26 protein-coding genes and 1 pseudogene are annotated in these 26,093 nt (G+C 39.4%); 13 read left to right on the forward strand and 14 right to left on the reverse strand.

What is annotated here, in order from left to right:
- Window positions 1-21: 21 nt before the first annotated feature.
- Entirely contained in the window at window positions 22-1,566 is a 1,545-nt protein-coding gene (locus N6B01_RS09480; RefSeq protein WP_262078462.1) for an ArnT family glycosyltransferase, read from the reverse strand.
- Window positions 1,567-1,975: 409 nt separating this feature from the next.
- Here N6B01_RS09480 and N6B01_RS09485 point away from each other — a divergent pair, with 409 nt between their 5' ends.
- From N6B01_RS09485 to N6B01_RS09505, 5 genes are all read left to right on the forward strand, one after another.
- The gene (locus N6B01_RS09485; RefSeq protein ID WP_262078463.1) at window positions 1,976-2,755 is read left to right on the forward strand and encodes an acetoin reductase; all 780 of its coding nucleotides are present in this window, start codon (window positions 1,976-1,978) and stop codon (window positions 2,753-2,755) included.
- A gap of 384 nt (window positions 2,756-3,139) precedes the next feature.
- A complete protein-coding gene (locus N6B01_RS09490) occupies window positions 3,140-3,349 on the forward strand; it encodes a cold-shock protein (protein ID WP_182417530.1) in 210 nt (69 codons plus the stop codon).
- A 426-nt stretch (window positions 3,350-3,775) separates the two neighbouring features.
- Entirely contained in the window at window positions 3,776-4,354 is a 579-nt protein-coding gene (locus N6B01_RS09495; protein ID WP_262078464.1) for a DUF2975 domain-containing protein, read from the forward strand.
- Window positions 4,355-4,356: 2 nt separating this feature from the next.
- Window positions 4,357-4,569 carry a helix-turn-helix domain-containing protein gene (locus N6B01_RS09500; protein ID WP_182417532.1) on the forward strand — a complete coding sequence of 71 codons (213 nt, stop codon included), beginning with the start codon at window positions 4,357-4,359 and terminating at the stop codon, window positions 4,567-4,569.
- Between the two features lie 119 nt (window positions 4,570-4,688).
- Entirely contained in the window at window positions 4,689-6,008 is a 1,320-nt protein-coding gene (locus N6B01_RS09505; protein ID WP_262078465.1) for an NAD(P)/FAD-dependent oxidoreductase, read from the forward strand.
- Window positions 6,009-6,159: 151 nt separating this feature from the next.
- On the opposite strand, the gene N6B01_RS09510 is transcribed toward N6B01_RS09505, so the two are convergent.
- From N6B01_RS09510 to N6B01_RS09525, 4 genes are read right to left on the reverse strand one after another with little or no spacing between them, the layout of a single operon-like run.
- Window positions 6,160-6,408: a hypothetical protein gene (locus N6B01_RS09510; protein ID WP_262078466.1), complete on the reverse strand. Its 249-nt coding sequence runs from the start codon at window positions 6,406-6,408 to the stop codon at window positions 6,160-6,162.
- Window positions 6,409-7,185 (reverse strand): ABC transporter ATP-binding protein, encoded by a 777-nt coding sequence (locus N6B01_RS09515; protein ID WP_262078468.1) that lies wholly within the window; start codon window positions 7,183-7,185, stop codon window positions 6,409-6,411.
- On the reverse strand, window positions 7,186-8,193 hold the full coding sequence (locus N6B01_RS09520; RefSeq protein WP_262078470.1) for a FecCD family ABC transporter permease: 1,008 nt from the start codon (window positions 8,191-8,193) through the stop codon (window positions 7,186-7,188). It abuts the gene before it with no gap.
- Between the two features lie 53 nt (window positions 8,194-8,246).
- The gene (locus N6B01_RS09525) at window positions 8,247-9,326 is read right to left on the reverse strand and encodes an ABC transporter substrate-binding protein (protein WP_262078471.1); all 1,080 of its coding nucleotides are present in this window, start codon (window positions 9,324-9,326) and stop codon (window positions 8,247-8,249) included.
- 68 nt (window positions 9,327-9,394) lie between these two features.
- Between N6B01_RS09525 and modA the strand changes: the two genes are divergently transcribed.
- Window positions 9,395-10,138: a molybdate ABC transporter substrate-binding protein gene (modA, locus tag N6B01_RS09530; protein ID WP_262078473.1), complete on the forward strand. Its 744-nt coding sequence runs from the start codon at window positions 9,395-9,397 to the stop codon at window positions 10,136-10,138.
- Window positions 10,139-10,234: 96 nt separating this feature from the next.
- Entirely contained in the window at window positions 10,235-10,789 is a 555-nt protein-coding gene (locus N6B01_RS09535; protein ID WP_262078475.1) for a hypothetical protein, read from the forward strand.
- Between the two features lie 208 nt (window positions 10,790-10,997).
- On the opposite strand, the gene rpoD is transcribed toward N6B01_RS09535, so the two are convergent.
- From rpoD to N6B01_RS09550, 3 genes are all read right to left on the reverse strand, one after another.
- On the reverse strand, window positions 10,998-13,010 hold the full coding sequence (gene rpoD, locus N6B01_RS09540) for an RNA polymerase sigma factor RpoD (RefSeq protein WP_182417539.1): 2,013 nt from the start codon (window positions 13,008-13,010) through the stop codon (window positions 10,998-11,000).
- A 456-nt stretch (window positions 13,011-13,466) separates the two neighbouring features.
- The gene (dnaG, locus tag N6B01_RS09545) at window positions 13,467-15,389 is read right to left on the reverse strand and encodes a DNA primase (protein ID WP_262078477.1); all 1,923 of its coding nucleotides are present in this window, start codon (window positions 15,387-15,389) and stop codon (window positions 13,467-13,469) included.
- Window positions 15,390-15,667: 278 nt separating this feature from the next.
- Window positions 15,668-16,366 (reverse strand): fumarylacetoacetate hydrolase family protein, encoded by a 699-nt coding sequence (locus N6B01_RS09550; protein ID WP_262078479.1) that lies wholly within the window; start codon window positions 16,364-16,366, stop codon window positions 15,668-15,670.
- Window positions 16,367-16,725: 359 nt separating this feature from the next.
- Here N6B01_RS09550 and N6B01_RS09555 point away from each other — a divergent pair, with 359 nt between their 5' ends.
- Window positions 16,726-17,994: a mechanosensitive ion channel family protein gene (locus N6B01_RS09555; protein WP_262080634.1), complete on the forward strand. Its 1,269-nt coding sequence runs from the start codon at window positions 16,726-16,728 to the stop codon at window positions 17,992-17,994.
- A gap of 148 nt (window positions 17,995-18,142) precedes the next feature.
- Here N6B01_RS09555 and groL read toward each other — a convergent pair whose 3' ends face one another.
- The 4 genes from groL to N6B01_RS09575 all read right to left on the reverse strand — a co-directional run bounded on the left by groL (window position 18,143) and on the right by N6B01_RS09575 (window position 21,101).
- Window positions 18,143-19,786: a chaperonin GroEL gene (gene groL / locus N6B01_RS09560; protein ID WP_182417542.1), complete on the reverse strand. Its 1,644-nt coding sequence runs from the start codon at window positions 19,784-19,786 to the stop codon at window positions 18,143-18,145.
- Window positions 19,787-19,861: 75 nt separating this feature from the next.
- A complete protein-coding gene (groES, locus tag N6B01_RS09565; RefSeq protein ID WP_182417543.1) occupies window positions 19,862-20,158 on the reverse strand; it encodes a co-chaperone GroES in 297 nt (98 codons plus the stop codon).
- A 292-nt stretch (window positions 20,159-20,450) separates the two neighbouring features.
- The gene (locus N6B01_RS09570) at window positions 20,451-20,765 is read right to left on the reverse strand and encodes a DUF2293 domain-containing protein (RefSeq protein WP_262078480.1); all 315 of its coding nucleotides are present in this window, start codon (window positions 20,763-20,765) and stop codon (window positions 20,451-20,453) included.
- 54 nt (window positions 20,766-20,819) lie between these two features.
- Entirely contained in the window at window positions 20,820-21,101 is a 282-nt protein-coding gene (locus tag N6B01_RS09575) for an HlyU family transcriptional regulator (protein WP_262078481.1), read from the reverse strand.
- A 419-nt stretch (window positions 21,102-21,520) separates the two neighbouring features.
- Here N6B01_RS09575 and N6B01_RS09580 point away from each other — a divergent pair, with 419 nt between their 5' ends.
- From N6B01_RS09580 to N6B01_RS09590, 3 genes are read left to right on the forward strand one after another with little or no spacing between them, the layout of a single operon-like run.
- Window positions 21,521-22,540, forward strand: coding sequence for a LacI family DNA-binding transcriptional regulator (locus N6B01_RS09580; RefSeq protein WP_262078482.1), 1,020 nt, complete (start codon window positions 21,521-21,523; stop codon window positions 22,538-22,540).
- A gap of 49 nt (window positions 22,541-22,589) precedes the next feature.
- Window positions 22,590-23,033: a hypothetical protein gene (locus tag N6B01_RS09585; RefSeq protein ID WP_262078483.1), complete on the forward strand. Its 444-nt coding sequence runs from the start codon at window positions 22,590-22,592 to the stop codon at window positions 23,031-23,033.
- Entirely contained in the window at window positions 23,030-23,452 is a 423-nt protein-coding gene (locus N6B01_RS09590; protein ID WP_262078484.1) for a hypothetical protein, read from the forward strand. Before N6B01_RS09585 ends, N6B01_RS09590 begins: the two co-directional genes overlap by 4 nt.
- 162 nt (window positions 23,453-23,614) lie before the next feature.
- Here the strand turns inward: N6B01_RS09590 and N6B01_RS09595 are convergent, their stop codons facing one another.
- Both N6B01_RS09595 and N6B01_RS09600 read right to left on the reverse strand, forming a co-directional pair.
- Window positions 23,615-24,145: a zinc-binding dehydrogenase gene (locus tag N6B01_RS09595; protein ID WP_262078485.1), complete on the reverse strand. Its 531-nt coding sequence runs from the start codon at window positions 24,143-24,145 to the stop codon at window positions 23,615-23,617.
- Window positions 24,146-24,227: 82 nt separating this feature from the next.
- Window positions 24,228-24,446, reverse strand: a complete 219-nt coding sequence (locus N6B01_RS09600) for an alcohol dehydrogenase catalytic domain-containing protein (protein ID WP_262078486.1) — start codon at window positions 24,444-24,446, stop codon at window positions 24,228-24,230.
- 184 nt (window positions 24,447-24,630) lie between these two features.
- Here N6B01_RS09600 and N6B01_RS15255 point away from each other — a divergent pair.
- Window positions 24,631-24,711 (forward strand): annotated as a pseudogene (locus N6B01_RS15255) (transcriptional regulator); the annotation flags it as partial.
- Window positions 24,712-24,980: 269 nt separating this feature from the next.
- Window positions 24,981-25,343 (forward strand): hypothetical protein, encoded by a 363-nt coding sequence (locus tag N6B01_RS09605; RefSeq protein ID WP_262078487.1) that lies wholly within the window; start codon window positions 24,981-24,983, stop codon window positions 25,341-25,343.
- Window positions 25,344-26,093: the final 750 nt, after the last annotated feature.

The raw sequence follows: 26,093 nt of genomic DNA on the forward strand, positions 1-26,093 counted from the left end.
GCCACCGCTAAATCAAAAAACTTATGGAATATAAAAGTACCTAAATATTTTGAACTGATCGGGATGACCTTTATAGGCGATTTTAATCGTCTTAGCTTTAAGACCCCCTTTATAGGTTAAATGATAAATATATTCCCCCAAAGAACCTTTAAAAGCTTCGCCATAATCGGCTGGATTTTTCAGTTTATCTGCATCTGTATCATCAAGTATTAATAGAGGATATTTTAAGCGCTGAATAGCATTCACCGTCTCATTGTGAACCACTTTCATGTCGGGATTATAAAGTCGTAAATTGCCTGCATATTTCGTATTGGGCGACACAATCGTTGCAATTGGGCCTTCTTTTTCAATTGCCTCATATAATTGATTATAGTCAAGCAAACCTAGTGGCAAATGTCGACCGCTTCCCATATGAAGAGCAAAAAACAAAACCACCGGCACTATAAGTGCTACAATGCCGCCGCAAACCCCATATGATATTAAGGCACGATTTTTCCGAGTATAATAAAAAAGCACAAGAGCGAAATAAGCCGGGCAAAGAATGAGAACTGGCTGCATCCACCGATCTTTAACCTGTGTAGCGCCACTTAAAATTATTGAAATGAAGACAATAAGCAATGCAAAAAGTAAAATTCTAGCAACAAGTTTTAATGCGAATTCTTCTGCTTTTGTATAATTAAGCCCTTTTTGTGTGGGCCTATTAAAAAGATAAACAACTAGCGCAACGATAAAAGCCAACCCGCCAAAGGCAAGAACGGCATGGATGAGCTCCTCTGCACCTAAAAAGCGCTTCACAATAAAACTATGTTGACTAACTACGCCAAATTTATTTGAACGTTCTAACGTTGCATGAAAATTGTTTAAAATCCAGCTTAAAGGCTTAAATAATAATATTGCTGCAGTCATAAAAATTAAAAACGTTTTTAGCTGAAAAAGGTATTTCCTACCCTGTTCGAAGCTTAAAAAAGCCATCAAAATTGCAACAATAAAGATAATATCATTGAATTTACCAAGGACTGATATAGCAATACAACAACCAACTAAAATTGCATTAATAATGCTTTGGCGCTGAAAATATCGCGTCATCGCCCAAAACACCCAACCACAGCTTGCGGTGCCAAGCACTGAATGAGACAAAGCACGCTGTGATTCCCAAGCAATTTGCGGCAATAAAAATATACCAAGCATTGCACTTGCAGCAACTAATGGCTGCACTTTTAAATTGCGCAACCCAAAATAGACGGATAAAAAAAGGCTAGCAAGAATAGTAAATTTAACGAATTGCAGAACAATAAAATGCGTGCCGAAAACTGATGTGAGACCAATTAAAAGCCATGTATAAAGCGGCGGCTGTGAACCACCATAACCCCAATCAAAAAAACTGATATTGGCTAATTGCTCTGCATCATCAAGACCTGCACCATTTGAAATAAAGCTTACAAATAGCGCTTCAAATAAGAAATACCCAATAATGAAAATCAGCGCCAAAAATGCGAACCTATTTCCACAAAATTCAGCCTCTTGTGGCTTTTGGTGATCATCCACAATGATGCTATCCTTACTCATCACATACGCCTTTTTCATTTTCAAAAAAATTACCTTTGCCAATACGCGATATCATATTCAACAAAAATGACACTTATAATAAACCACTTAATCAATAAATTTTAAACTATCAAATAAGTTAAGATAGTTACCAAAGAGTTGGCGATGCTAAAAAACAATATTCAAATCACTTAATATACTAAATCATTGAAAATACGCTTTATTTTTTCGCCTCCCTTACAATTAAATCTGCCTACACCTATGTCTATTATAAGGTTTTTCAGTTTTGCTGTTCAATTGTATGAATAATGCAATGAATGAGCGAATAATATGGTGTTTTCATGGGGAGTAAAGAACTTTAAAATTTTGCACCATAAGCGTCACTTAAAAATTAGATCTATTCATTTCAACAACAGTAAAGGGAAATAACATGTCAGATAAATCGAAAGTTGCATTTGTTACTGGTGCAGGTCAAGGAATTGGCCGAGCGATTGCTTTACGCTTAGCAAAAGATGGCTTTAATCTCGCCCTTGTTGATCTAAAGGCCGACAAAATTGCTGAAGTCGCTAAGGAAGTTGAAGCATTAGGTAAAAAGGCCATTGCGATAACGGTTGATGTTTCTAATCGTGATAACATTTATGCAGCAATAGACAAAGCGGAAAGCGAACTTGGTGGCTTTGATGTTATTGTCAATAATGCCGGCATCGCGCAAGTAACCCCAATTGCTGATATCACTGAACAAGAAGTTGAGCGCATCCTACGCATTAATGTCGAAGGTGTATTATGGGGCATTCAAGCTGCTGCAAAAAAATTCATTTCCCGTAAACAAAAGGGTAAAATCATTAATGCCTCCTCTATTGCTGGCCATGATGGATTTGAAATGCTTGGGGCATATTCTGCAACCAAATTTGCTGTTCGCGCGCTGACCCAATCTGCCGCCAAAGAATATGCGCGATCTGGCATTACCGTAAACTCCTATTGCCCTGGCATTGTAGGCACCGATATGTGGGTAGAGATAGACCAACGCTTTGCCGACCTTACTGGCGCACCGGTTGGCGCCACTTATAAAAAATATGTCGAAGGCATCGCCTTGGGGCGGGCTCAAACTCCTGATGATGTGGCGAATCTCGTATCATTTTTAGCAAGTAGCGATTCAGATTATATCACTGGCCAATCCATACTAACCGATGGTGGCATTGTTTATCGCTAAAGCTTAGCCAATAGTATATAATTTTTTAAAAAAACAATAAAGCATCTATATGTATATTTTTATAGGTGCTTTAATTGGGAGCTAGGAACATAAATTTAATTATTTTTACATTTTAAGCTTTTACTAATAAATACAAAAACAAAATTAAAACTATAGTAATATTTTTAAAATTATTTTTATAGATTATATAATATATTTAATTTGATATTAAATAAATATCTTGTTTGACAATGATTTGAATTTCAATTATTGTGCAACACAACGAACTTTTTATATGAGCTATAATTTCTGCGCCTAAAACTATGCCTTTAATTCTCCCTCTCAAAAACTTCGCCAAAACATGCGGTTTCCGCAATATCTTCTATTGCTATGAAAGGGTTTATTATGACCACAGGCACAGTTAAATGGTTTAATTCAACCAAGGGTTTCGGCTTCATTCAACCAGATGATGGTGGCGCAGACGTATTTGTTCACATTTCAGCTGTTGAACAATCAGGTCTTCGTAAGCTTGATGAAGGCCAGAAAATTGGCTTCGAATTACAGCGCGACAAGCGTTCAGGCAAAATGTCAGCTTGTAACCTTACAGCTGCTTAATCTTTTAAAAGATTAATTGCTTTTTTAGAAAGGTCGGATTTATCCGGCCTTTTTTATTTGTCTGTCGCGCAATGCAATAGTTCTAAGCTTGATTGCAAACACCATTTACCCATTAAACAATTACTTCCCCTCAAGCAAAAGCAGCTTTCACTATACAAGGAAGCAGTATCAAATCTGTAACCTTCCGCACTGCTTTTAACATAAGATACGTCCAACATACTCTTTATATCTTCCCCCGTTTTACCAAAAGAGCTACCCCAAGTTCATTTCAGTCATTTTAAGCTTAGATATAAGAACAAAATCATAGAACTAAATGGTTTACCTACCACATGACCTACAAAAAATTTTCGTAAAATAAATAATAATTATTGTTTATCGATAAAAATATGATATTCTACTAGATGAGGGCATCCATAGGAGAATATCATGTCTTTCCAGACCCAACCAAACAAGAATGCGATTAATACCAAACCAAGCCGACTTACGTTCGACATCATGTTAGTCTTATTTATTTTGTTCATGGTGTATTATTGGGTTTTTACGCCCTTTTCTCAAATTGCTCAAGATTGGCTTTCTACCACGAATAGCATCAATACGGGATTACCAAATTCTAGTGAAATCATCATTAGCGGCCCTGAATTTACGGTAAGATTAATGGCGCTCGTCGTAAACCTTTTATTTTCCGCCCCAATCTTTTATGGTTTTTGGTTGCTACGCAAACTTTTAAAGCTTTATGCACAAGGGTTATTATTTACCAAAGCACATGTTCAAATATTTAAACATGTTGCCTTCGCATTTATTGCCTATGGCATTTGCTTATTTTTAAGTGAGCCTATCATGGCCCTAGCTTTGACTGCTCTCAACAATAATGGCGATAGACTAATTGTCGTCGGCTTTGGCTCAAGCAATCTTTTTCCAATTCTAACAGGCATTGTTATGTTGCCACTGGTTCACGTCATGCAGCTCGCTGAAAAAATGGCCGATGAACAACAGCATACAGTTTAACCATGGCGATTATTGTTAGACTAGATGTCATGCTTGCTAAACGCAAAATGCGCTCCAATGAACTCGCGCAAGCAATAGGCATTACGGAAGCCAACTTGTCCTTGCTGAAATCTGGCAAGGTGAAAGCCATTCGTTTCTCCACGCTTGAAGCAATTTGCATGGTCTTGCAATGTCAGCCAGCAGACTTGCTTGAATATGCAAGCGAAGAACTATAAATTTATAAAAGGCGTGTTTTAAACTCGCCTTTTTTATACGCTATTTTATGTAGATATTAGTTTTGATTTCACCTATTACCTAACTGATAATAGCGCAATTTACCAAAAATGAGCCAATCATGTTAAAGACAACACCAACGCCCAATGATGATAATAGCTGCGGATGGTTTCACTTGAGCGCACCACGCGCTGCAAAGCCTAGCCATCAAGGTACATCGCTAACCCGCTTTGCTATTATTGGTGCAGGTGTTGCTGGACTTGCCATAGCCCGCCAACTTGCCATGCATTTTCCAAATGATGAAATTTTACTCCTCGACGCGCAAAGCGTTAGTTTCGGCTCATCTGGCCGCAATTCTGGCTTTATGATTGATTTACCCCATGACGTTACAGCACCTGACTATATTGGTGATTTGACCGTTGCCAAGATCAATCAAAAAATTAATCTTCTTGCCATTAATGTGTTAGAAAACATTATTAAAGACAATGACATTGCCTGCGACTTGCGCCATGCCGGCAAGTATCAAGCAGCGGTGGAGCCAAAAGGCATTAATATTCTTGAATCTTATAGCCGCGGCCTTGAAAAAATGGGCGAAGAATTTGAAATTATTGAAGGATCGCAGCTTCAAGATCATATTGGCACGGGTTTTTATAAAAAGGCAATTTACACCAAGGGCACGCGCTTGGTGCAGCCTGCTGCCCTTGTAAAAGGCTTAGCCAACTCCTTACCAAATAATATCAAGCTTTTTGAAAATACGCCAATTACTGGTTTTGAAAAAGGTGCCCAAATAACCCTTCATCATGCCAATGGCAAAATTATTACTGATAATCTTATTTTAGCCAATAATTGTTTTGTTCCGCAATTTGGTTTTTTAAAAAACCGCATTTTACCGATGTTTACCTATGCCGGCCTAACGCGCCCATTAACCACACATGAGCAAGAATTGCTTGGCGGCAAGGATTATTGGGGAATTATTCCAGCTGACCCAAGCGGTACAACGCTGCGGCGCACTGTAGATAATCGTCTATTGCTGCGCAATACGGTTACATTTAACCCAAAAGCCTTGCCACGTAATAACATGCTTGAAAAAGCAAAGATAAATATTCAACAATCCTTTAAAAATCGCTTTGCAATGCTGGGGAATGTGGAATTTGAATATTTTTGGGGTGGCGGCATTGCCATAACGCGCAATCAAAAAAGCTTCTTTGGCAATTTGGATAATAATATTTTTGCAATTTCAGGCTGTAATGGTTTAGGGCTTACCAAATCTACGGGGCTTGGCACTTTGCTCGCTGACCATATTAAAGGTGAAAAAAACGAGCTCATTGATTTCTTGTTAAATTCTGATGGGCCATCAAGCAATCCACCGGAGCCGTTTTTAAGCCTTGGCGCTGATCTTACTTTATGGTGGGCGCGAAAATCAGCCAGGCTTGAATGTTAACTTTGCCCCCTATTTTAACTTATTCACTCTAAATCTATGCGGGAAAAAGTAAATTCAACCATTTCACCGTGGCAGATATCCTTGGGAATATCTGCGTCAGATAGATCAAATATAATATCTCCCACTTTTACCATGATAGTTTTTTTGCTTATTAAAATAATTCCATCAATATCATGGAAATAGGAATGGGGATTTTGCCATACTGCTTTATACAAAAGTCTTTATCACGCGCACGCATTAAGCCTATCACATCAAGCGGTAGGAGTGGCGTTGATATGGCATCGCCCAAATTCTGGTTGAAAGGATGAGCAAAGGCACAGCAAGAAAAATTTCCATCACTGATTATTACGTCTGCTTCATCTTCACCCAAATACTCTATCGCCACTATTTTCATCTTCAATTATCGCGCTTCATTGCCAACAATGAATAAATGTCGGTTTTTATAATCAAAGCTTTCAATATCTATTTGATAAGCGTTTGAAAGATTTTCGTTGGTCATAACCTCTTGTGCAGTACCATAAAAATGGTGATCATTTGGTTGCAATAAAAGCACTTTATCAGCAACACAATAGGCATGGTCTGGTATATGGGTTGAAAAAATAAGCGCAATACCATTTTTTGACAAATGCGATACAAGGGTTAAAAATCGCGCTTGATTGGCAAAATCAAGATGGGCTGTTGGCTCATCCATGATGATAAATTGTGTTTTTTGCAACAAAGCGCGCGCTATATAGACAAGTTGCTGCTCACCGCCACTAATCTCATTAATCGGCTTATCAAGTAAGTGGCTAATTTTTAACAGCCGTGCTGCATTTTCAACCTCCTCACCGGTACTTGCATCAGGTGTTTCAAAAGTTGATAAATGCGGCGAAATACCCATTTCAATGATTGTTCGCACTAAAAATGCAAAAGATACATTGCTTTGTTGGGGTATATAAGCAATTTTTTGCGCTATATCCTTATAGCTTAAACGCCCTAAGGCATTGCCGCCAAGATAAGAGCCACCAGCGGCGGCCTTTTCATAGCCAATGAGCGTACGTAGAAAGGTTGATTTTCCAACACCATTAGGGCCAAGAACAGCTAAAACTTCTGCTGGCTTAACGGTAATAGAAATATCGGAAAAAATATTTTGTTTTTGCCCTTGATAGCAAAATGAAAGATGACGAGTTTCCAACATTTAAGAATTCCACCCCAAGCTATTACGTCGCAATAAAATAAGAAAAATTGGCGCACCAACCAGTGCTGTTAAAATGCCTAATGGAATTTCAATCGAAGTGAGCGAGCGCGATAGGCTATCAATAATTAACAAAAAGCATGCGCCAATTGCAATTGATGCGGGGATAAGCTTTCTAAAATCTGGGCCAATAATAATACGGGTAATATGAGGAATAACCAAACCAACCCAGCCAATAATACCGCTTACAGAAACAGCCGCAGCGGCAATAAGAGTCGCAGCAGCAATATAGATAAAACGATAAAGTGCCGGATTAATGCCCAATTGGCGTGCTGTTTCATCACCCATAGCTAAAATATTTAATCGCCAACGCAACAATATTAAAATAAATGCGGCTGGGATCATCATTATTGCAATAATGATTACATCGCTATTGCCAATGGAAGCAAGCGAACCAAGCAACCAATATTCAATCACTGGTAATTTTGAAAATGGGTCGGCGGTGTATTTTACTAAAGCTAATAAAGCCGTAAACACTGAACCAACAATAATGCCGCTTAAAATCAAAATCAAAATATTATATGAACGGTAAAGGCGACTTATACCAAAGCAACAAAGAACCGCAAGCGAGGCAAAGGCGAAGGCACTAAGCGGCACCATCCAATTATTGGCAAAAAGTAAAATGGCAAGAGCTGCACCAAAGCCAGCACCAGCAGATACGCCCAATGTGAAAGAAGATACCAAGGGATTGCGAAACACGCCCTGATAGCAACTACCTGAAAGAGCAAGGGCTGCACCAACTAGCATTGCGCCAAATATGCGCGGCAAGCGCGTATCAATAATAATCGATTGCACGCGGGCGGGAACATCAACCTCAAACCCAAAAATATGGGCAGCAAAGGTCTTTACAATAGCTTCAGGGGCGATAAAAAATCGCCCCATCATCAATGCTATGATAAATAATGATAGAGGTAGAATGGCGTAAATAAGCCAATTTATAAAAATTTTCACGACAATTTAAACCTTACCATTTTAACATTTTTGCATTTCTTGTAATTTAAATTCTAGTTTTCACCATCATAGGAATGGCGATAGAATTTTTGATAATATTCCTGCACAACCTCATTCATATCAATATCTGCGAATTTTTCAGGATAAAGCTTTTTTGCCATCCAAAGTTCGCCAAGCGCCAAAGCTTCTGGTAAAGGATAACCCCAAGGCTTTACATATTCCGGCGTGATGTAGATTTTATTGTTTTTCACCGCTGAAATTTCTTTCCACTGCGGATTATTGCGAATATCATCAGCGACACTTGCATAACGATCTTGAACAAAGATCACTTGCGGATCCCACAAAACCACTTGCTCAATTGATACTTGTGCCGCACCTTTGACGCCTTCAGCAACATTAGTGCCGCCCGAACGCTTCATTATAACGCCAGTATATTTTCCGCTGCCGTAGGTATGAAGATCCGGATTAGCCATATAAAGGCGCACGCGGTCTTTATCCGCAATATTAGCAACGCGATCCTCAACAATTTTACGCTTATCAAATGCATATTGAATAAGCTCATCAGCCTGTTTATCGCGATCGACAATAGCACCAATTAACTTAATACCTTCACGCAACCCTTCTGAATAAGCCGCATCATCATCGGCAAAGGTCGGGTTTAATTTGGGCGCTTCAATCCCCTCGCCTTTTGATAGGGAAATAGCAACAACTGGAATACCCACCTTGGTGATTTGATCAATCATTGCTTGTGGTGCATAATTGGTAACAAAAACCACATCAGGGTTAAGGCCAACAACTTCCTCAATATTAACACTGGTTAAATCACCCACTTTTGGAAGTTTATCCAATTCAGGGGCATATGCATTAAGACCCGGGATAAGCTTTGGCCAACGATCTAAAACACCAACAATTTTCTTATCTGCATCAAGCTCAACTAAAATATCTAGAGTTTGGTGCTGCAAAACCACCACACGCTCAACCTTGTCAGGTAGCGTTACACTACGATTAAGCTGATCTGTAAATTGTCGCTCTGCAAGAGCTGGCGTTAAAGAAAATGCAACAAGTGCAAAAGCACTTAAAGTAAGCGACTTTAAGCGCGTGCTAAAATGGAAAGTTTTGTAAATTTTATTCATAAATAGACATTCCTATCGTTATATAGTAAGACTATATAACAATTTAATTTATATACAAGGGTGCAATCATGCAAAAGCAACAACTTGAAATTTATGCAGCTGGCAGCCTCCATAGCTGCTTTAATGCAATAAAAGACAAATGGCAGCAACAGCTTGATAATGCCCAGCTTGCATTTCGCTTTGGCCCCGCTGGTCTTCTTTACCAAGAAATTATAAATGGCGAGCGACCCCATATTTTTTGTTCTGCCAACAAGGGCTGGCCGCAAAGCCTATTTGAAGCAGGCTTAACCAACGAGCCATCGCACTTTATTAACAATCGCCTATGCTGCACTGTGCTTAAGGACAGCACTATTGATAAAAATAATCTTATTGAAAGTTTTATGCAGCCAGACTTGAAAATTGGCATATCAACACCAAAGGCTGATCCCGGTGGTGATTATGCCTTAGAAGTTTTTAAAAATTTTGAAAAGCTATATAAAGGCGCATTTGAGCGGTTGTTGCAGCAAGCCCAAATGTTGGTTGGCGGCGCACTTATCAATGATGCCAATATTGGTTTAAAAAAGACCTTATTTGATAGCCTCATTCATCGTCAAAGCGATATTATTATTGGCTATTATAGCAATGCAAAACAACAATGTGAACTTAACACTGCATTTAGATTAATTGAACTGCCCGATGCGCTTGCCGTTAATGCCCACTATTATATGGCGATGATGAATCCAACTACAAAAGCTGCACAACAGTTTAGCAATTATTTATTGGCATCAGAAACGCGTAAGATTTTTAAAGATTTTGGATTTTCTATTGTATAAAGTATTATTTAGCGCAACAAAATAATTTAGGCATTATTTTAGATAGTATTAGACTTACTACTTTAGCAAAATGATGAGTCATTTGACGGGGATATTATGGCGCGTATATTAAGCTTTACTCTAGTTGCCATTTTACTATTCTTAACAGGAAATACTGCTTTTAGTGGCGCACTCTTATATCGTCATTGGGATCTTTATAAATTTTGTACAAGTTTAAACACAGAAAGCCAACTTATTGGTCTTTTAGGTAAGCCTTCAAAAACTGAATCTATAAAAGACAGCTTCTATCAAATTGACCCAACAACGAATAAGGCCAATAAAATAAAACTTCCTGCTAAAAAAATTACATGGTATCAACCGCAAATATTGGTTTTACAACCACCTAAAGTAAAAAATACAATTGCAGATTACTTATGGGATAGCCCAAGGGAAAAACAATACTATTGCCTTTTGTCTCTGACCGTTCGAGAAGACAATTTTTCAATAAATTCTCAACAAATCCGCGGCCTAAATGGGCGACTTTTAAAAAAAGCAGAAGAACATTTGAACGATTATTGTCCGCACTCAAAAGCACTTACGGAGTTCATGGAAAATAATCAAAATGGGCAACAACAAATGATAGGTTATGATTGCGAAAATAGGCGTCAATGAAAGCTTTGGACCATAAGCTGACATTGATAAATATTGTCCACGAGCAGCGCTTATTTAGCAATATGTAAATGCTTACAAAAATGGTTTTATAACCTTGAAACAATTGAGCTACAAGAAAGCTTAATATAAAAGCGAACACAACAAAAAAGGTGGGAAAACCCACCTTTATTTAATCAAAATTATGCTTAAGCTATAGAGCTACAATTATTTATGAATCCAAGAAAGAACGCAATTTGCGCGAACGGCTAGGATGCTTCAACTTACGCAATGCCTTAGCTTCAATCTGGCGGATACGTTCGCGCGTAACCGAGAATTGTTGCCCGACTTCTTCCAAGGTATGATCGGTATTCATGCCAATACCAAAACGCATGCGCAATACACGCTCTTCACGTGGGGTTAAGGATGCCAAAACGCGCGTGGTTGTATCGCGCAAATTGGCTTGAATAGCCGCATCAATTGGTAAGAGCGCATTTTTATCTTCAATGAAATCGCCAAGATGTGAATCATCTTCATCACCAACGGGGGTTTCAAGTGAAATTGGTTCCTTGGCAATTTTGAGCACTTTGCGTACTTTTTCAAGCGGCATTGCCAATTTTTCTGACAATTCTTCCGGTGTTGGCTCACGGCCAATTTCGTGTAGCATTTGCCGTGAAGTGCGTACAATTTTATTAATTGTTTCAATCATATGCACTGGAATACGGATGGTGCGGGCTTGGTCGGCGATAGAGCGAGTAATTGCCTGTCTAATCCACCAAGTCGCATAGGTCGAGAATTTGTAACCACGGCGATATTCAAACTTATCAACCGCCTTCATCAAGCCGATATTACCTTCTTGAATAAGGTCTAGGAATTGCAAACCACGATTAGTGTATTTTTTAGCAATTGAAATCACAAGGCGCAAATTGGCTTCGACCATTTCCTTTTTAGCAATGGTTGCTTCGCGCTCGCCTTTTTGTACCTGATTGACAATGCGGCGGAATTCGCCAATTGAAATACCCGTTTCTTGAGCAAGTTCTTGAATTTCACCACGAATTTCAAGAATATGACGCTCTTCTCGGCTAGCAAATTCTACCCAACCACGCGCTTTCAAAGTAAGCACATAATTTAGCCAATCTGGATCAAGCTCACGGCCCTGATAGGCTTTCAAAAATTCTTCATGCCGAACACCATGAGAATCGGCAAGACGCTTTAAACGACCTTCATTTTGCACAAGACGCTTATTGATGTCATAAAGCTGCTCGACCAGTGCCTCGATACGGTTTTGGTTAAGCGACAAGGATTTAACTGCTTTGATAAGCTGATCTTTAAGCTCTTTTAAGCGACGCTTTTGAGTTGGCGACAAAGCTTCATTTTCAGAAGTTAAGCTGTTTTCAACCTGTTGATCTTGCAATTTACGCAATTTCAAATAGGTGTCATAGATAAGATCAAGAGTTTCCATCACTTGCGGGCGCAGTTCTGCTTCCATTGCAGCAAGCGACAAGTTTACTTCATCCTCGTCCTCGTCCTCGTCATCAATACCCAATTCACCGCCAACATTAGTGATATCATCTTCATCATCACGCGATGGACGGCGCGGCGCTGGCTCGGCTTTTTCTTCCAGATCAAAACGCTGTACGATTGGCGCTTGGCGCGCTTCTGGACCGGCATAAGTCGTTTCAAGATCAATAATTTCACGCAATAAAATACGAGAGTCGTTTAATTCATCACGCCAGATAATCAAAGCTTGGAAAGTAAGCGGGCTTTCGCAAAGCCCAGCAATCATTGTTTCGCGACCAGCTTCAATACGCTTAGCGATGGCAATCTCACCTTCACGCGATAAAAGCTCAACTGCGCCCATTTCGCGCAAATACATGCGTACCGGATCATCTGTGCGGTCGGTTGGTTCTTTTTTAGTAGCAACAGCAAGCGCGGTCGATCCAGCTTCTACAAGTTCACCGCCGCCTTCAACTTCCGCAACCTCAGGGTCACCTTCTTGCTCGTCATCCTCAACAACATTGATGCCCATATCAGAAAGCATCGCCATGGTGTCTTCAATTTGTTCAGACGTTACTTCTTCAGAAGGCAACACTGCATTGAGTTCATCCATAGTGACATAACCGCGCTTCTTGGCGATTTTAATCATCTTTTTGACAGCGTCATCGGAAAGGTCGAGAAGTGGGCCATCCGCATTAACTTCGCGTTCAGCTTCATTTTCCTCGTTGTGCTTAACCTTGCTTGCCATACCGTCGTCACTCCAGACATTCACTTGCCTAAGGCCATTATCAATCGACCCATAGACTATAAACCTTATAAATACCTTTGCTGGCGCAAAAGTTCCAATAAAAGCTAAATTCTCTATAAAGCGTGTCTACACTATATAATTTACCAATATATAAATGTTACTTCCTTTGAACATCTTGCATTATAAATACTTATTGTGGCTTTTATAGTATTTCCTATAAAATAACCAAACATTAACATTCAAGCAAGACATTGTAAAAATTACAAAATTTTAGCTTTTTTAAAAATAATCTCATTTTAGATTGGTATAGCTCAATCATAAAGCCATACGAATAGACAACCAAAAGCAACGCCAACACCCAAGAGATCTGCGGTGGCGCTCATGACAATCCTAATCTAACGAGATTAATTGTCTGATTCGCAAGAAAAAAGCGAATCATTTTACAAAAAAGTGATTCTAACCTTTTTCTTTTTCCCATGCACCAAAGCCTTCAATCAGCGCTTCAGTGGCATTACTACGTTCTAACTCTGCCCTCACATCCATTAGCAAAGCCAGTTTTTCTTCAGTAGGATTTGCTAAAAGATCAACTTCTATTTCTCTTAATCGTTTATGTAGGTTGCGTGCACTAGAATACAAGTACAATGCTTGCTTTAATGCCTCACGCGCATCTTCAATCGGCGCTTCTAACGTACAAGAGCGGGTATTTAAATTGCGCATCATCATACTGATGCGATCTAATATTGCTTTTTGGCCGCGTTTTATTAACAATTCATGCATAGCAGAACCATCATCGGGGCACCACTCAGCCAAAATATTAAGCATAGCCCGGTGAAAATCTTGTAAACCATCGTGAGCAAATTCTAAAGCCGCAAGCGCTTCAAAATTTTCATGCCAAAGGGCGGGATGATTGGCAAGAGTTAGCAAAATAGCCGCATCACGCGATGCCATTGGCGTTCTTGATGACCAAGCAAGATCGGAATTATTGAGATTTTGTGATGGCCCTGCTGCAATCGTCTCGAGTGTCTTTTTACCAAAATTACCTTGCTGGCCCTTTTGCCCTTTTTGAAAAGGTTGAAATTTAGGGCGGAAAAAATCGCGAAGTCGATTACGAATATCCTGCAAATAATAATGGCGCAGGCTTTCATCCTTAATCAAAAAAGCAGCTGTCGTTAATCGCTTTTCAAGAGCCGCGCGCTGTTCAGGCGTTTCAGTTAAGCCGTCATTTACTTCACGTTGCCAAAGCATTTCAATCAACGGCTGCGCTTCACTCACTAAACCCAAAAATGCTTCGCCACCGTTATCGCGAATAATATCATCGGGGTCTTTACCATTAGGTAATGTCACAAAACGCAAAGACACACCGGCTTTCAACAAAGGTAAGGCACGATCAATGGCACGGTAAGCTGCACTAATGCCAGCGCCATCGCCATCAAAACACAAAACTGGCTCATTTGACATGCGCCATAAAAGTTGTAATTGCTCGTCGGTTAGTGCAGTACCAAGCGGTGCCACAGCATTATCAATGCCGGCTTTAGCAAGGGCAATGACATCCATATAACCTTCAACAACCAATATAGGCTTTGCTGCTTCACCGCCTTTAGCTTGTGCTGCTCGTCGTGCTTCGCCGCCATTATAAAGCAAATTGCCCTTATGGAATAATTCGGTTTCTGGCGAATTTAAATATTTCGCCCGCACTTCAGTTGATAAAGCACGACCACCAAAAGCAACAATTCGCCCCTTTAAGTCCGCAATTGGAAATATAACACGATGACGGAAACGATCATATGGACTTGGAATATCTGCTCCTGTCACGATAAGACCAGCGGCGTCCATTTGTTTGACGCTTACACCTTTGGCTAGGAGGTGATCTTTTAATGCAGTTTTACTATTCGGCGCAAAACCAAGGCGGAAACGTTTTTGTATTGCTTGCGGCAATTGACGATTTTGTAAATATTGGCGCGCTTCATTGCCTTGGCTATTTTGCAATTGCGCTTCAAAAAATTGTGTAGCCATTTCCATAACATCATAAAGCGTGGCTTTACGCGCTTCGCGCTGCTCCATCTGCGGATCAGCTTTTGGCATTGGCACACCAGCCATATCCGCTACCCGTTCCACTGCTTCCGTAAAACCTAAGCCATCAAGTGTCATTAAAAAACGAAAATGATCACCGCTTTCACCGCAGCCAAAACAATGATAGCGCCCACGGCCATCATCACAATGAAAGCTTGGCGTCTTTTCACCATGAAATGGACAACACCCCCAATAATCTCCGCGGGATGCATTGCTTTTTTTACTGTCAAATGTAACGCGCGTTGCGACCACCGTTGAAATAGGGACACGGCCTCGAATATCGTCCAGAAAATCCGGTGAAAAACGCATTAATAAAACCTGATATTGATCATAAAACGAGCAAAGGAACTTTAATGTTAAAAGCCCAACAGCACAACCATATTGCCATAACCCAAGCCATAGTTTTCAGCAAGCTTTTAAGCAATGGATAATTTTATAGACATTAAATCGCATAGACATTCAATAGCTATGTGACTTAACGCCTATATAATTATTATTTTTATGGAGTGAAAGCCCAAGCACAGATTTTTATTCTGGCAAATGCTTTTAAACACTGCTACCCATGGCAAAAGATTAAAATAACTTTGCTATTCAGCATTACCAATTTCAATAACCAACGCTGAAAGTCCATCAATACCGCCAGTTATGATATCGCCAGACTTTACCGCACCAACACCTGCTGGTGTACCTGTATAGATAAGATCACCAGCAGTTAAGTGATAATAATGCGATAAATGGCTAATAATTTCCTCAACACTCCAAATTTGGGCATTTAAATGAGAACTTTGCTTGGTTTCATTATTAAGCTTGAGCCATATATGCTGATCATTAACCGCACCAAATTCTTCAACTGGCGTTATTGGCGTTATAATCGCTGAATTTTCAAACGCCTTAGCAATATCCCACGGATAGCGTCTATCCTTAGCATATTGTTGCAAATCACGCCGTGTCATATCAAGACCGCAGGCGTAACCAAACACGCTATTAAGCGCCTCATCAACACCAACTCTAAAAGCTGGCTTATCAATTGCGACAACCAATTCCATTTCATAATGAAAATTTGTCGTACCAGGAGGATAAGGAATAGTGCCGCCAGACAAAACAACCGCCGAGGCGGGTTTGGTAAAATAAACAGGCGCTTCACGATCAACTGCTGCGCCCATTTCCTTGGCGTGATCTTCATAGTTACGACCTACACAAAAAATACGATTTACCGGAAAAAGATCCCCGCTACCTGCAACTGGAACTAAAGGTGTTGCTGGAAGGTCAAACAAAATTTTACCCATAACGATCTCCTAATCATCAATTAACAGTACTATAATCAATCACATCGCAAAGTGTAAGCATAAACTTAAAAAACATCTTCACGGTGCTTTTACGAACCAGTGAGAGCTTATAGCAATCTTATGAAATGATCTTTGAATGTGAAATTAGCAACGATCTTATAATAATTGTCTCGACTTAATATGATATAGCGCTTTATAAAATAATTATGATCTTATTGCCCTATTTTTTCGATAATATACCGCTAAACCTAACCAAATGAAAAGCTGTTTCTATGAACAGTAAAAGCAATAGGTACCATTTAAAGGAGAGTATGGTGGGCTCGAACCTAGAACAAGGAGTGCAACAAGTGGATGAAACAATGCAGCAATTATTAGGCCAGCACGCTTGGCTTCAAACTTTAATTTGGCTAGCTATTCTGATTGTCGCTTCTTTTGTTGTGCATTTTTTGGTCCGCGCTTTGCTATTGCGTGGCTCTTATCGGCTGCTTAATATGGTAAAAGGTGGCGATAATGATTTTATTCGCTCTGCCATTTCGCGCCTTGCCAATATTGCGCCGGCATTAGTATTTTCGGTTGGAGTTGGCGTTGTACCTGGACTACCAGGGGCTGCCACCAAAATTATTGAAAATGTCGCCAATGCCTTTATCATTCTTACCATCGCCCTAGCCATTTCTTCCATGCTCAGCGCATTTGAAGATATTTATCACCGCCGCCAACATTTAAAAATGCGCTCCATCAAAGGGCTAATTCAGATTGTAAAGGTTGCACTTTTTGCCGTTGCCACCATTTTGATCCTTGCCACCTTAATTGATCGCTCGCCGCTTATTCTTCTGTCAGGCCTTGGTGCCATGGCTGCGGTTTTAATGCTGGTCTTTCAAGATACATTGCTATCACTGGTTGCCAGTGTGCAAATTGCTTCTACCGATATGATACGGGTGGGCGACTGGATTACCGTATCAAATCTAGGTGCTGACGGTACGGTTATCGAGCTTGCCCTTTATACGGTTAAGGTGCAAAATTTTGATAATACTATTACCACTGTTCCCATCCGAAAATTGGTGAGCGATCCATTTATCAATTGGCGCGGCATGCAAGAATCTGGTGGTCGCCGAATTAAACGCGCGCTTTTTATCGACCAAAGCAGTATTCGCTTTTTAACTGAAGAAGATAAGCAACATTTATCGCAATATGTACTGCTGCGCGATTATCTTGACAGCAAAACCAAAGAGATAACCGAGTGGAATGGCAAGCTTGGAGACAAGGCGGCTATTGCAGCCAACACAAGACGCATGACCAATATCGGCACATTTAGAGCTTATATTACCGCCTATTTGAAAAGCCATCCCGGTATTCATCAAAAAATGACCTTGATGGTTCGCCAATTAGCACCCGATGCTAATGGGCTACCGTTAGAGATTTATTGCTTTACCAATACTGTCGTCTGGGCAGAATATGAAAATACTATGTCGAATATTTTTGACCATTTATATTCAATCATACCAGAATTTAGCTTGCAAATTTTCCAATCACCAAGCGGTAAGGATTGGATGCATATTGTCATGGAACGCAATACTAGAAACATCGATCATGTAAACACTGCTAAAGATAATAGCGATACTGCTCAATAATCATCAACTGCCCGTTATTTAATTCTATTTAGTCGCCCAAATCTTTTCAGGGTTTGGGCAATTTTTATAAGCCGCAACTTCGATATAATATTATAAAAAAAGCGGCTCAATGAGCCGCTTTTCTCTATTTTTAAAGGGGTTTGAACTATTAGAAGTCCATACCGCCCATACCACCCATGCCGCCACCTGGCATTGCAGGCATTGCAGATTCTTTCTTAGGAAGTTCTGCAATCATGGCTTCAGTGGTAACAAGAAGACCAGCAACTGATGCTGCGTTCTGCAAGGCAGAACGAACAACTTTAACTGGATCAACAATACCAAGAGCGATAAGATCGCCATATTCACCAGTTGCAGTGTTGTAGCCAAATGTATCAGCGCTGTTTTCAAGGATCTTGCCAACAACGATTGAAGCTTCATCACCAGCATTGGTTGCGATCTGACGAGCAGGAGCTTGTAGAGCGCGACGAACAAGGTTGATACCAGCGTCTTGGTCAGCATTGATACCCTTAACGGTGATGCCGTTAGCAGCGCGAAGAAGTGCGGTACCACCACCAGGAACAATACCTTCTTCAACAGCAGCGCGAGTTGCATTCAATGCATCGTCAACGCGGTCTTTCTTTTCCTTAACTTCAACTTCAGTTGCACCGCCAACGCGGATAACTGCAACGCCACCAGCAAGCTTAGCAAGACGTTCTTGAAGTTTTTCACGATCATAATCAGAAGTTGTTTCTTCGATCTGAGCCTTAATCTGGCTAACGCGTGCATTGATTTCAGCTTTTTCACCAGCACCATCAACGATTGTGGTGGTTTCTTTAGTGATAGCAACTTTCTTCGCACGGCCAAGCATGTCAAGAGTTACGTTTTCAAGCTTGATGCCGATATCTTCAGAGATAACCTGACCTGCTGTAAGAACAGCGATATCTTCAAGCATTGCCTTACGACGGTCGCCAAAGCCAGGAGCCTTAACAGCAGCGATTTTCAAACCACCGCGAAGCTTGTTAACAACGAGAGTTGCCAATGCTTCACCTTCTACATCTTCAGCGATGATGAGAAGTGGCTTACCGGTTTGAACGATAGCTTCAAGAACAGGAAGAAGAGCTTGCAAGTTTGAAAGCTTCTTTTCATGGATAAGGATGTAAGGATCATCAAGATCTGCCACCATCTTTTCAGCATTGGTGACGAAATATGGTGAAAGGTAACCGCGGTCGAACTGCATACCTTCTACAACTTCAAGCTCTGTTTCAGCAGTTTTAGCTTCTTCAACAGTGATAACGCCTTCATTGCCAACTTTTTGCATAGCTTCAGCAATCATCTTGCCGATTTCTGCTTCACCATTAGCTGAAATTGTACCAACTTGAGCAACTTCATCAGATGTGTTGATTTTCTTTGCTTTTTTAAGCAATACGCCAACAACTTCAGCAACAGCTGCATCAATACCGCGCTTTACATCCATTGGGTTCATGCCGGCAGCAACAGCTTTTGCGCCTTCTTGAACGATAGCTTGTGCAAGAACGGTTGCAGTTGTTGTACCATCACCAGCGATATCGTTGGTTTTAGAAGCAACTTCACGCACCATTTGTGCGCCCATATTTTCGAACTTATCTTCAAGTTCGATTTCTTTAGCAACTGAAACACCATCTTTAGTGATGCGTGGTGCACCAAATGACTTTTCAATAACAACGTTACGGCCTTTTGGACCAAGTGTTACCTTAACAGCATTGGCAAGGATATCAACACCGCGCAACATGCGCTCACGTGCTTCACGGCCAAATTTGACTTCTTTAGCAGCCATTTATTTAACTCCTTTTAGGGAAATTTCCCGAATTTTTAAAAATAGGCGGATAGGTACAGGCTCAAAAGCTAATAATTAGCCGAGAATACCCATAATGTCAGATTCTTTCATGATCAAAAGATCTTCGCCGCCAAGCTTGACTTCAGTGCCAGACCATTTGCCGAAAAGAACGCGATCGCCAGCCTTAACATCAAGAGCTGCAACCTTGCCGTTTTCATCACGTACGCCTGCGCCAACAGCAACAACTTCGCCTTCTTGTGGCTTTTCTTTGGCGCTATCAGGAATAATGATGCCACCAGCAGTCTTTTCTTCTGATTCAACGCGGCGAACCACAACACGGTCGTGGAGCGGGCGGAAATTTGGTGTAGCCATGGTTTTTACCCTTAGTAAAAATGTTAACCTAATAATTGAATAAGGCTTTATGCCTCTATTGTTAGCACTCGATAGTTGAGAGTGCTAACGATGCATTAGAGATAAAAATTGAAAAGGCATTTGTCAAGGAATGAGCAAAAATATTTTTTATTTTTTTATGTACCAAACGCATATTATGGTCATTTAGATAGATTCACATCTAAGCATCATGCCTATGAATAAAATATAGGCATGTAATATGTCAGTGATGTGACTAAAGAAACTTTTTTAAATGAGCTATATCACAATAAGTTTAGATAAGCTGTTGTTCTTCATCATCTTCTAAATAGCGGCTTGAACGCCATATCGTCAAAGTTTCATTGATACTATCGCGCACAAAATGCAACGCACTATCACGATCATAGCCATCATCACGCAATTGGTCATAATCTGTATAACTATGGCGGATATAGGCAATAGCAGCCAACCAAATAGCGATTGAAGGAGGAAATTTGCGCAAATGCTTAGCCGTTACGGCCTCTTTTATCGCCTCTGCATCAATAAAGGGAATCGCGGGGAAAAGCTTAGTTAAAATTTTGCTATGCGTCTCGTTTCTTTTTGTTGTCATTTGTTGATATCCACCTATCAAAATCGACACAAAGATATTGATACAATAATATATTTATTTAAACAAATTATCGCCTTGCTCATCAATAATTTGACGGGCTTTAATTGTAATCATATCAAACGCCACATCGGTACTTGCAAATTTATCAGCGCGGATAAAACGATGCTCGCACACTTCACCATTAATAGTTTTGCTAATAACACCGCAAGATTGGTACTGACCATCGGCAGCAAAAGGCGTGGCTTTGATTGTAAAACCATTATAGTCAATTGGATCCGAGGAGATTTCCTTAGGAGTTTTATCGCCGCCGCCAAAAAGTTTTTTAAAAAATGACATAGTCTGCTCCGTCTTCGCCTTGATAACCTGCTTTAGATGTTTTCACACATAATTATAAATTAGCATATTATTGGGGTATTTTCGATAGCTCACAAAGCCCTCTTTCATCCAATATCCCAATTCACAACTTAGGCATAACCATTATTGTGACAATTATAAAGCGATTTTTCACCCATCATTTAAAACCGCGTATGTTATTCGCCATGATTATTAATCATGCAAAATTATCAAAATGGCTTAATCGGCAAAATCAGCACATTAATATGCTGCATCATAAAAACATCTCGCAACATTGGTAAGAAAACACTCAACACTCAATACAATAAACCAATTGCGAACGATTTGGACTAGAACTCATTGTAAAATCCAGTATAGCTAATAATAAACATATCATGCGATTTTAAGTGGAGGATTAATCGGTGGCGCAAAAAATCAAACTATCTACCATTGCAGAAGCTCTTGACGTTTCAACGGCGACCGTATCACTTGCCCTACGCGATAGCCCTTTAGTTGCCGAGGAAACGCGCAATCGCATCAAAACCTTTGCTCGAGATATTGGCTATATTTACAACCGCCGGGCTGCAAGTTTGCGCACCTCCCGCTCTGGAATTATCGGCGTTGTTGTGCATGACATTATGAATCCGTTTTTCGCTGAAATCTTACGCTCCATCGAAACCGAGCTTGACCGCTCGGGGCAGACCTTTATTCTTTCCAACCATTATGACCAAGTAGAAAAGCAACGCAACTTTATTGAAACATTGTTACAATTAGGTGCTGATGGCGTTATAATGTCTCCGGCAATTGGTACTCCTTTAAAAGACATCCTCATTGCCCAAGAGAACGGATTGCCAATAGTTTTTGTTGCACGCCGTATTGATGGCATTGAAGCACCGGTTTTTACGGGTGATGACACATTTGGTATTGCCCTTGCAACCAACCATTTAATTTCTTTAGGGCACGAAAAAATTGCTATGATTGGTGGCACAGATTTCACCTCTACTGGGCGTGATCGCTATCAAGGTTATCTCAATGCCATGCAAAAAGCAGGGCTTGAAGCAAAGCCCGAATGGCGTATTTCTGGACCACGCACCAAACAAGCAGGCTTTGAAGCAGCCCCACAATTCTTAGCCTTAAAGGATAAACCAACTGCTGCTGTTTGTTGGAATGACCTTGTTGCCATTGGACTAATGAATGGCATTGCCCGTGCTGGATTGCAAGTTGGTGAAGATATTTCTGTTACCGGCTATGATGATTTGGAAGAAGCTGCCATTGCCACCCCTGCCCTTACCACTGTTTGGAACGGTCAACGCGAAGTTGGCAGACGTGCGGCTCTTGCGCTGCTTGATCTTCTAAATGGCAAGGAAGTACTTGACGGGCATGAGCTGATTAAGCCTGAACTCCATATAAGACAATCAACGGGTAAGGTTAAGCCGCGCTAATTATCGATATAGCTCATTGCTGTATGGGACATTTCAAAAGGGAAATTTAATGGAAGAATTTTTATTAAAATTTGATCTTTGGAATGCTGATATAGCGGTAAAAAATAAGGAATTTTTACTGAACCATTGTGCTTATTTTAAAGATGCAGTCTATTCGCGAGCTGAATTTGATAGTGATATTTTCTTTATTGATCTAACCTTTTCAAATAAGTTGCGTGAACTATCAATGTGTATAGCGCCGATGTTTGATGATGTTAGTTTATCCATTACAACAGCAAGAGGAGTTAAAGTTTCCATTTGGATGAATTATATCAAATATATTGAGATTTATAAAAACAAGGCACTATTTTTTGAAGGAATTCATCGCGCTAACGATAATGTTAAAGATGAGCAAATAAGCGTTATAGAATGCGATTTGATTAATCTTACAATCAAGTCGCGACTAGATCTTGCAAGCTATAACACCAAAAGAACTGGATTAAGTACATCATGAGCAATGATTTTGACATCTTATTTGATCTCAATCTTCCCATTGATCCGCAACTTGCCAAGCATGATATTTTCAATAGAAACGTTAGCAATCTTTTAGCTTTTGACGAATGCTTTACACCAAATGGCGCGGCACTGTTCATTCATTTTTCTAACAATGACGCAGATATTTCTATAACGATTAATCTCCATGACGATTTTTTCGCTAAAGCAATTGTTAAAGACCAGACAGAAGTTGTACTTGATGCTGAATTCATCGGCTTTACGCTGATCCGATTTTATCAAAATAAAGTCTATTTTTATATTAACAAGGATGACCTTGCCATGAATGCAGATTCAGGTTGGATTGACCATAATTCCATGGAATATCACCTTAGTTACTTCTTTTTAAAGCCTAAATTATATGCTGACTCTTTGCGGTAATTGAATTTTTTTTAAAATTTACCCAAGATTTTAAATAATTAAAAATAAAAAGGCATTTTTACAATTGCTTAAAAATGCCGTTTTAGCCAAACTATTATTGCCAGTTTTCAATGACTAATTTTCCCTTCACATTACTAGCCTCAAGCCGAGAATGCGCTTCTTTCAAATTATGCACATTGATTGGTGACAATAACTGAGTGAGCGTTGTTTTAATTTCACCCTTATCAATCCAGCAATTTTTTTTAACAATAAATGCGATGGCACCATGTCACGGGTTTTGAATAATGAGCGCGTAAACATAAATTCCCAATGAACTGCGATAGATTTTGCTTTAAAACTGCGCACATCAAGGGATTGAGGATCATCGATTAGCTCAAGATGGCTTTGCGGCGCCATTATCAATGGTAACTGCGATAAATATTGTTCTGTTGCATTGGTGGATAATACATAACCAACTTCATCTATGACCAATCTTTTAAGCTGAGACACCAAATCTTCATGATGATTAATAATGTAATCTGCCCCCATTTGGTGTGTCCAAGCGCGGCTTTCATCTCTTGAAGCGGTTGCAATCACGGTTAAATTGCTTAAAGCATGCGTCCATTCTATTGCCCTATAACCAACATCACCGGCACCGCCAATAATAAGAATATTTTTATTACCCGATATCTTGCCTTTTGAATTTGCAATCAATCAAACAGCGCTTTTCATGCAGTGATAGCAGTCAAAGGTAATGCCGCGGCTTCGGTTAAGCTTAAACTTATTGGCTTATGGCCTACGATACGTTCATCGACCAAATGAAATTGTGCGTTAGTACCATTACGATCAATCGCGCCAGCATAAAAACCTCATCATCTTCCTTAAATAAAGTTACACCGTCACCGACAGCTTTGACTCTAAGCGCTGCATCAAAGCCAAGTACGCGATAGTCTTCTTTGGAACTAGTATTTGCTAGTAGCTCAACATCAACGGGATTAACTGCAACCGCCTTCATTTCCACCCAAATATCGTGCCCTTTGCCTGCGGGGTAGTACTTTCTAAACTAAGAGACTATCATCAGCCTGAATGTCTTTTGGTTTCCTATAAGCACTCATGCTCATTTTTCTTACCCTTTCATTATTCTGATTGATTTTCCTTTCAAGATAATGAAAATTAGAAAATAAGCACAAGTATCGCCAAAGGTTGAATATAACCTATCATCACGTGGATTAACCTTGGCCCCGTTTATTTATAGCTTGAAAAATTGGGGCATAGATTAGTTTTTCTCATAAGGATAATAACACCACAATTGTCCCCTTATCAGTTTAAACATGCCGTAAAAATTTCATAAGAATGTATTTTTCATATTGGTGAAATATCACTCAATGAAACAAATAAAAATAGTAAATTATTATAATATAATAATAAAGATAATATTAATAATTCAATAATATTGAATAAAGGTAATAAATATACTTGTAATGTATTTAAATAACAATTATTATTCGATATTTATTATAGATAACGGGGATTTATAATGGATATGCACATGCTTAATTCAGAAATATCGACAAAATTAAGGCTTCTAGACGAAAAAATTGAAGTACTTCGTCAAAACTCTATTTATCAACAATGCCAAATTAATGTACACTCAGCCATCAGTAAAACACTTTTTATTATGCTTCTGGCACAGGATGCATCACCCACAGCACGTGAAACAACCGTAAAAAATATATTTGAAGCAATTCGTGCAACGGTTGGCTATATAACCTATTCAGGAATACCGCAGGATTTAGCTGATTATATTAGTGAGCAATCAAAAATAGTTTTAGAAAATGAACTATCATCGGTGTTGAGTGAATATGATGCTCTTTGCGCCGCTAAAAATGAAAGCACTGCATTAAAAAGCTGAGTTTTGATTACTTCCAATGGTGCAAGGAATACGACCTTTATTTAATCGATGGAATTTGTAAAACATTTAAAGTTGCAAAGAGAATTGCACAACATGCTAGAACAAGCACACATAAAACTTGATAAATAACCGGTTGATATTGTACATGAACCAACAGGATATCTAGCTGTTCGGGGTAACAATGCCAAATATCCTGTGCTGTTCCTGTGCTTAAGAACTAGTAGCCATTTTACCACCAAATCTAATCCACGTATTTTGAATTAAATTGGCTAAGTAAAACGAGGAGCAAGGTATCCAGCTTCAAGCGGGGGGCGATAAGCCAGACACCTTGCTATTGCAGATTTTTATCTCTGCAACACTTGAATACTTATATAAATTTTTGATATGCTGCATATCAAAATTAAATTATAAAAATATACAACTTCCACCTAATAATAGATATATATAAAATTTGCATATTAATATATACTTAATATGACATTTACACTAATTTTGTTTATTTAATGGCATAATTAAAGCAAAGGAGGGTTAGAATATCTTCAGATTCTATCTGAAATTTTAATATATTATGATATTAAAATATCATAATATTCATCCTCTCTATAAAATCAATTTTCTATATTTTATATATAACAAGTATTTCTTACAAAAAATTCAATATTTAGTTACAAAAAATTAAAATTTCTCTCAAAAAACCATTTATAAGTTGCGTTTTAAAATAATATTTAAATATTAAAGCATAAAAAATCA

The sequence above is a fragment of the Bartonella sp. HY406 genome, assembly GCF_025449315.1.
Taxonomy (GTDB): Bacteria; Pseudomonadota; Alphaproteobacteria; order Rhizobiales; family Rhizobiaceae; genus HY038.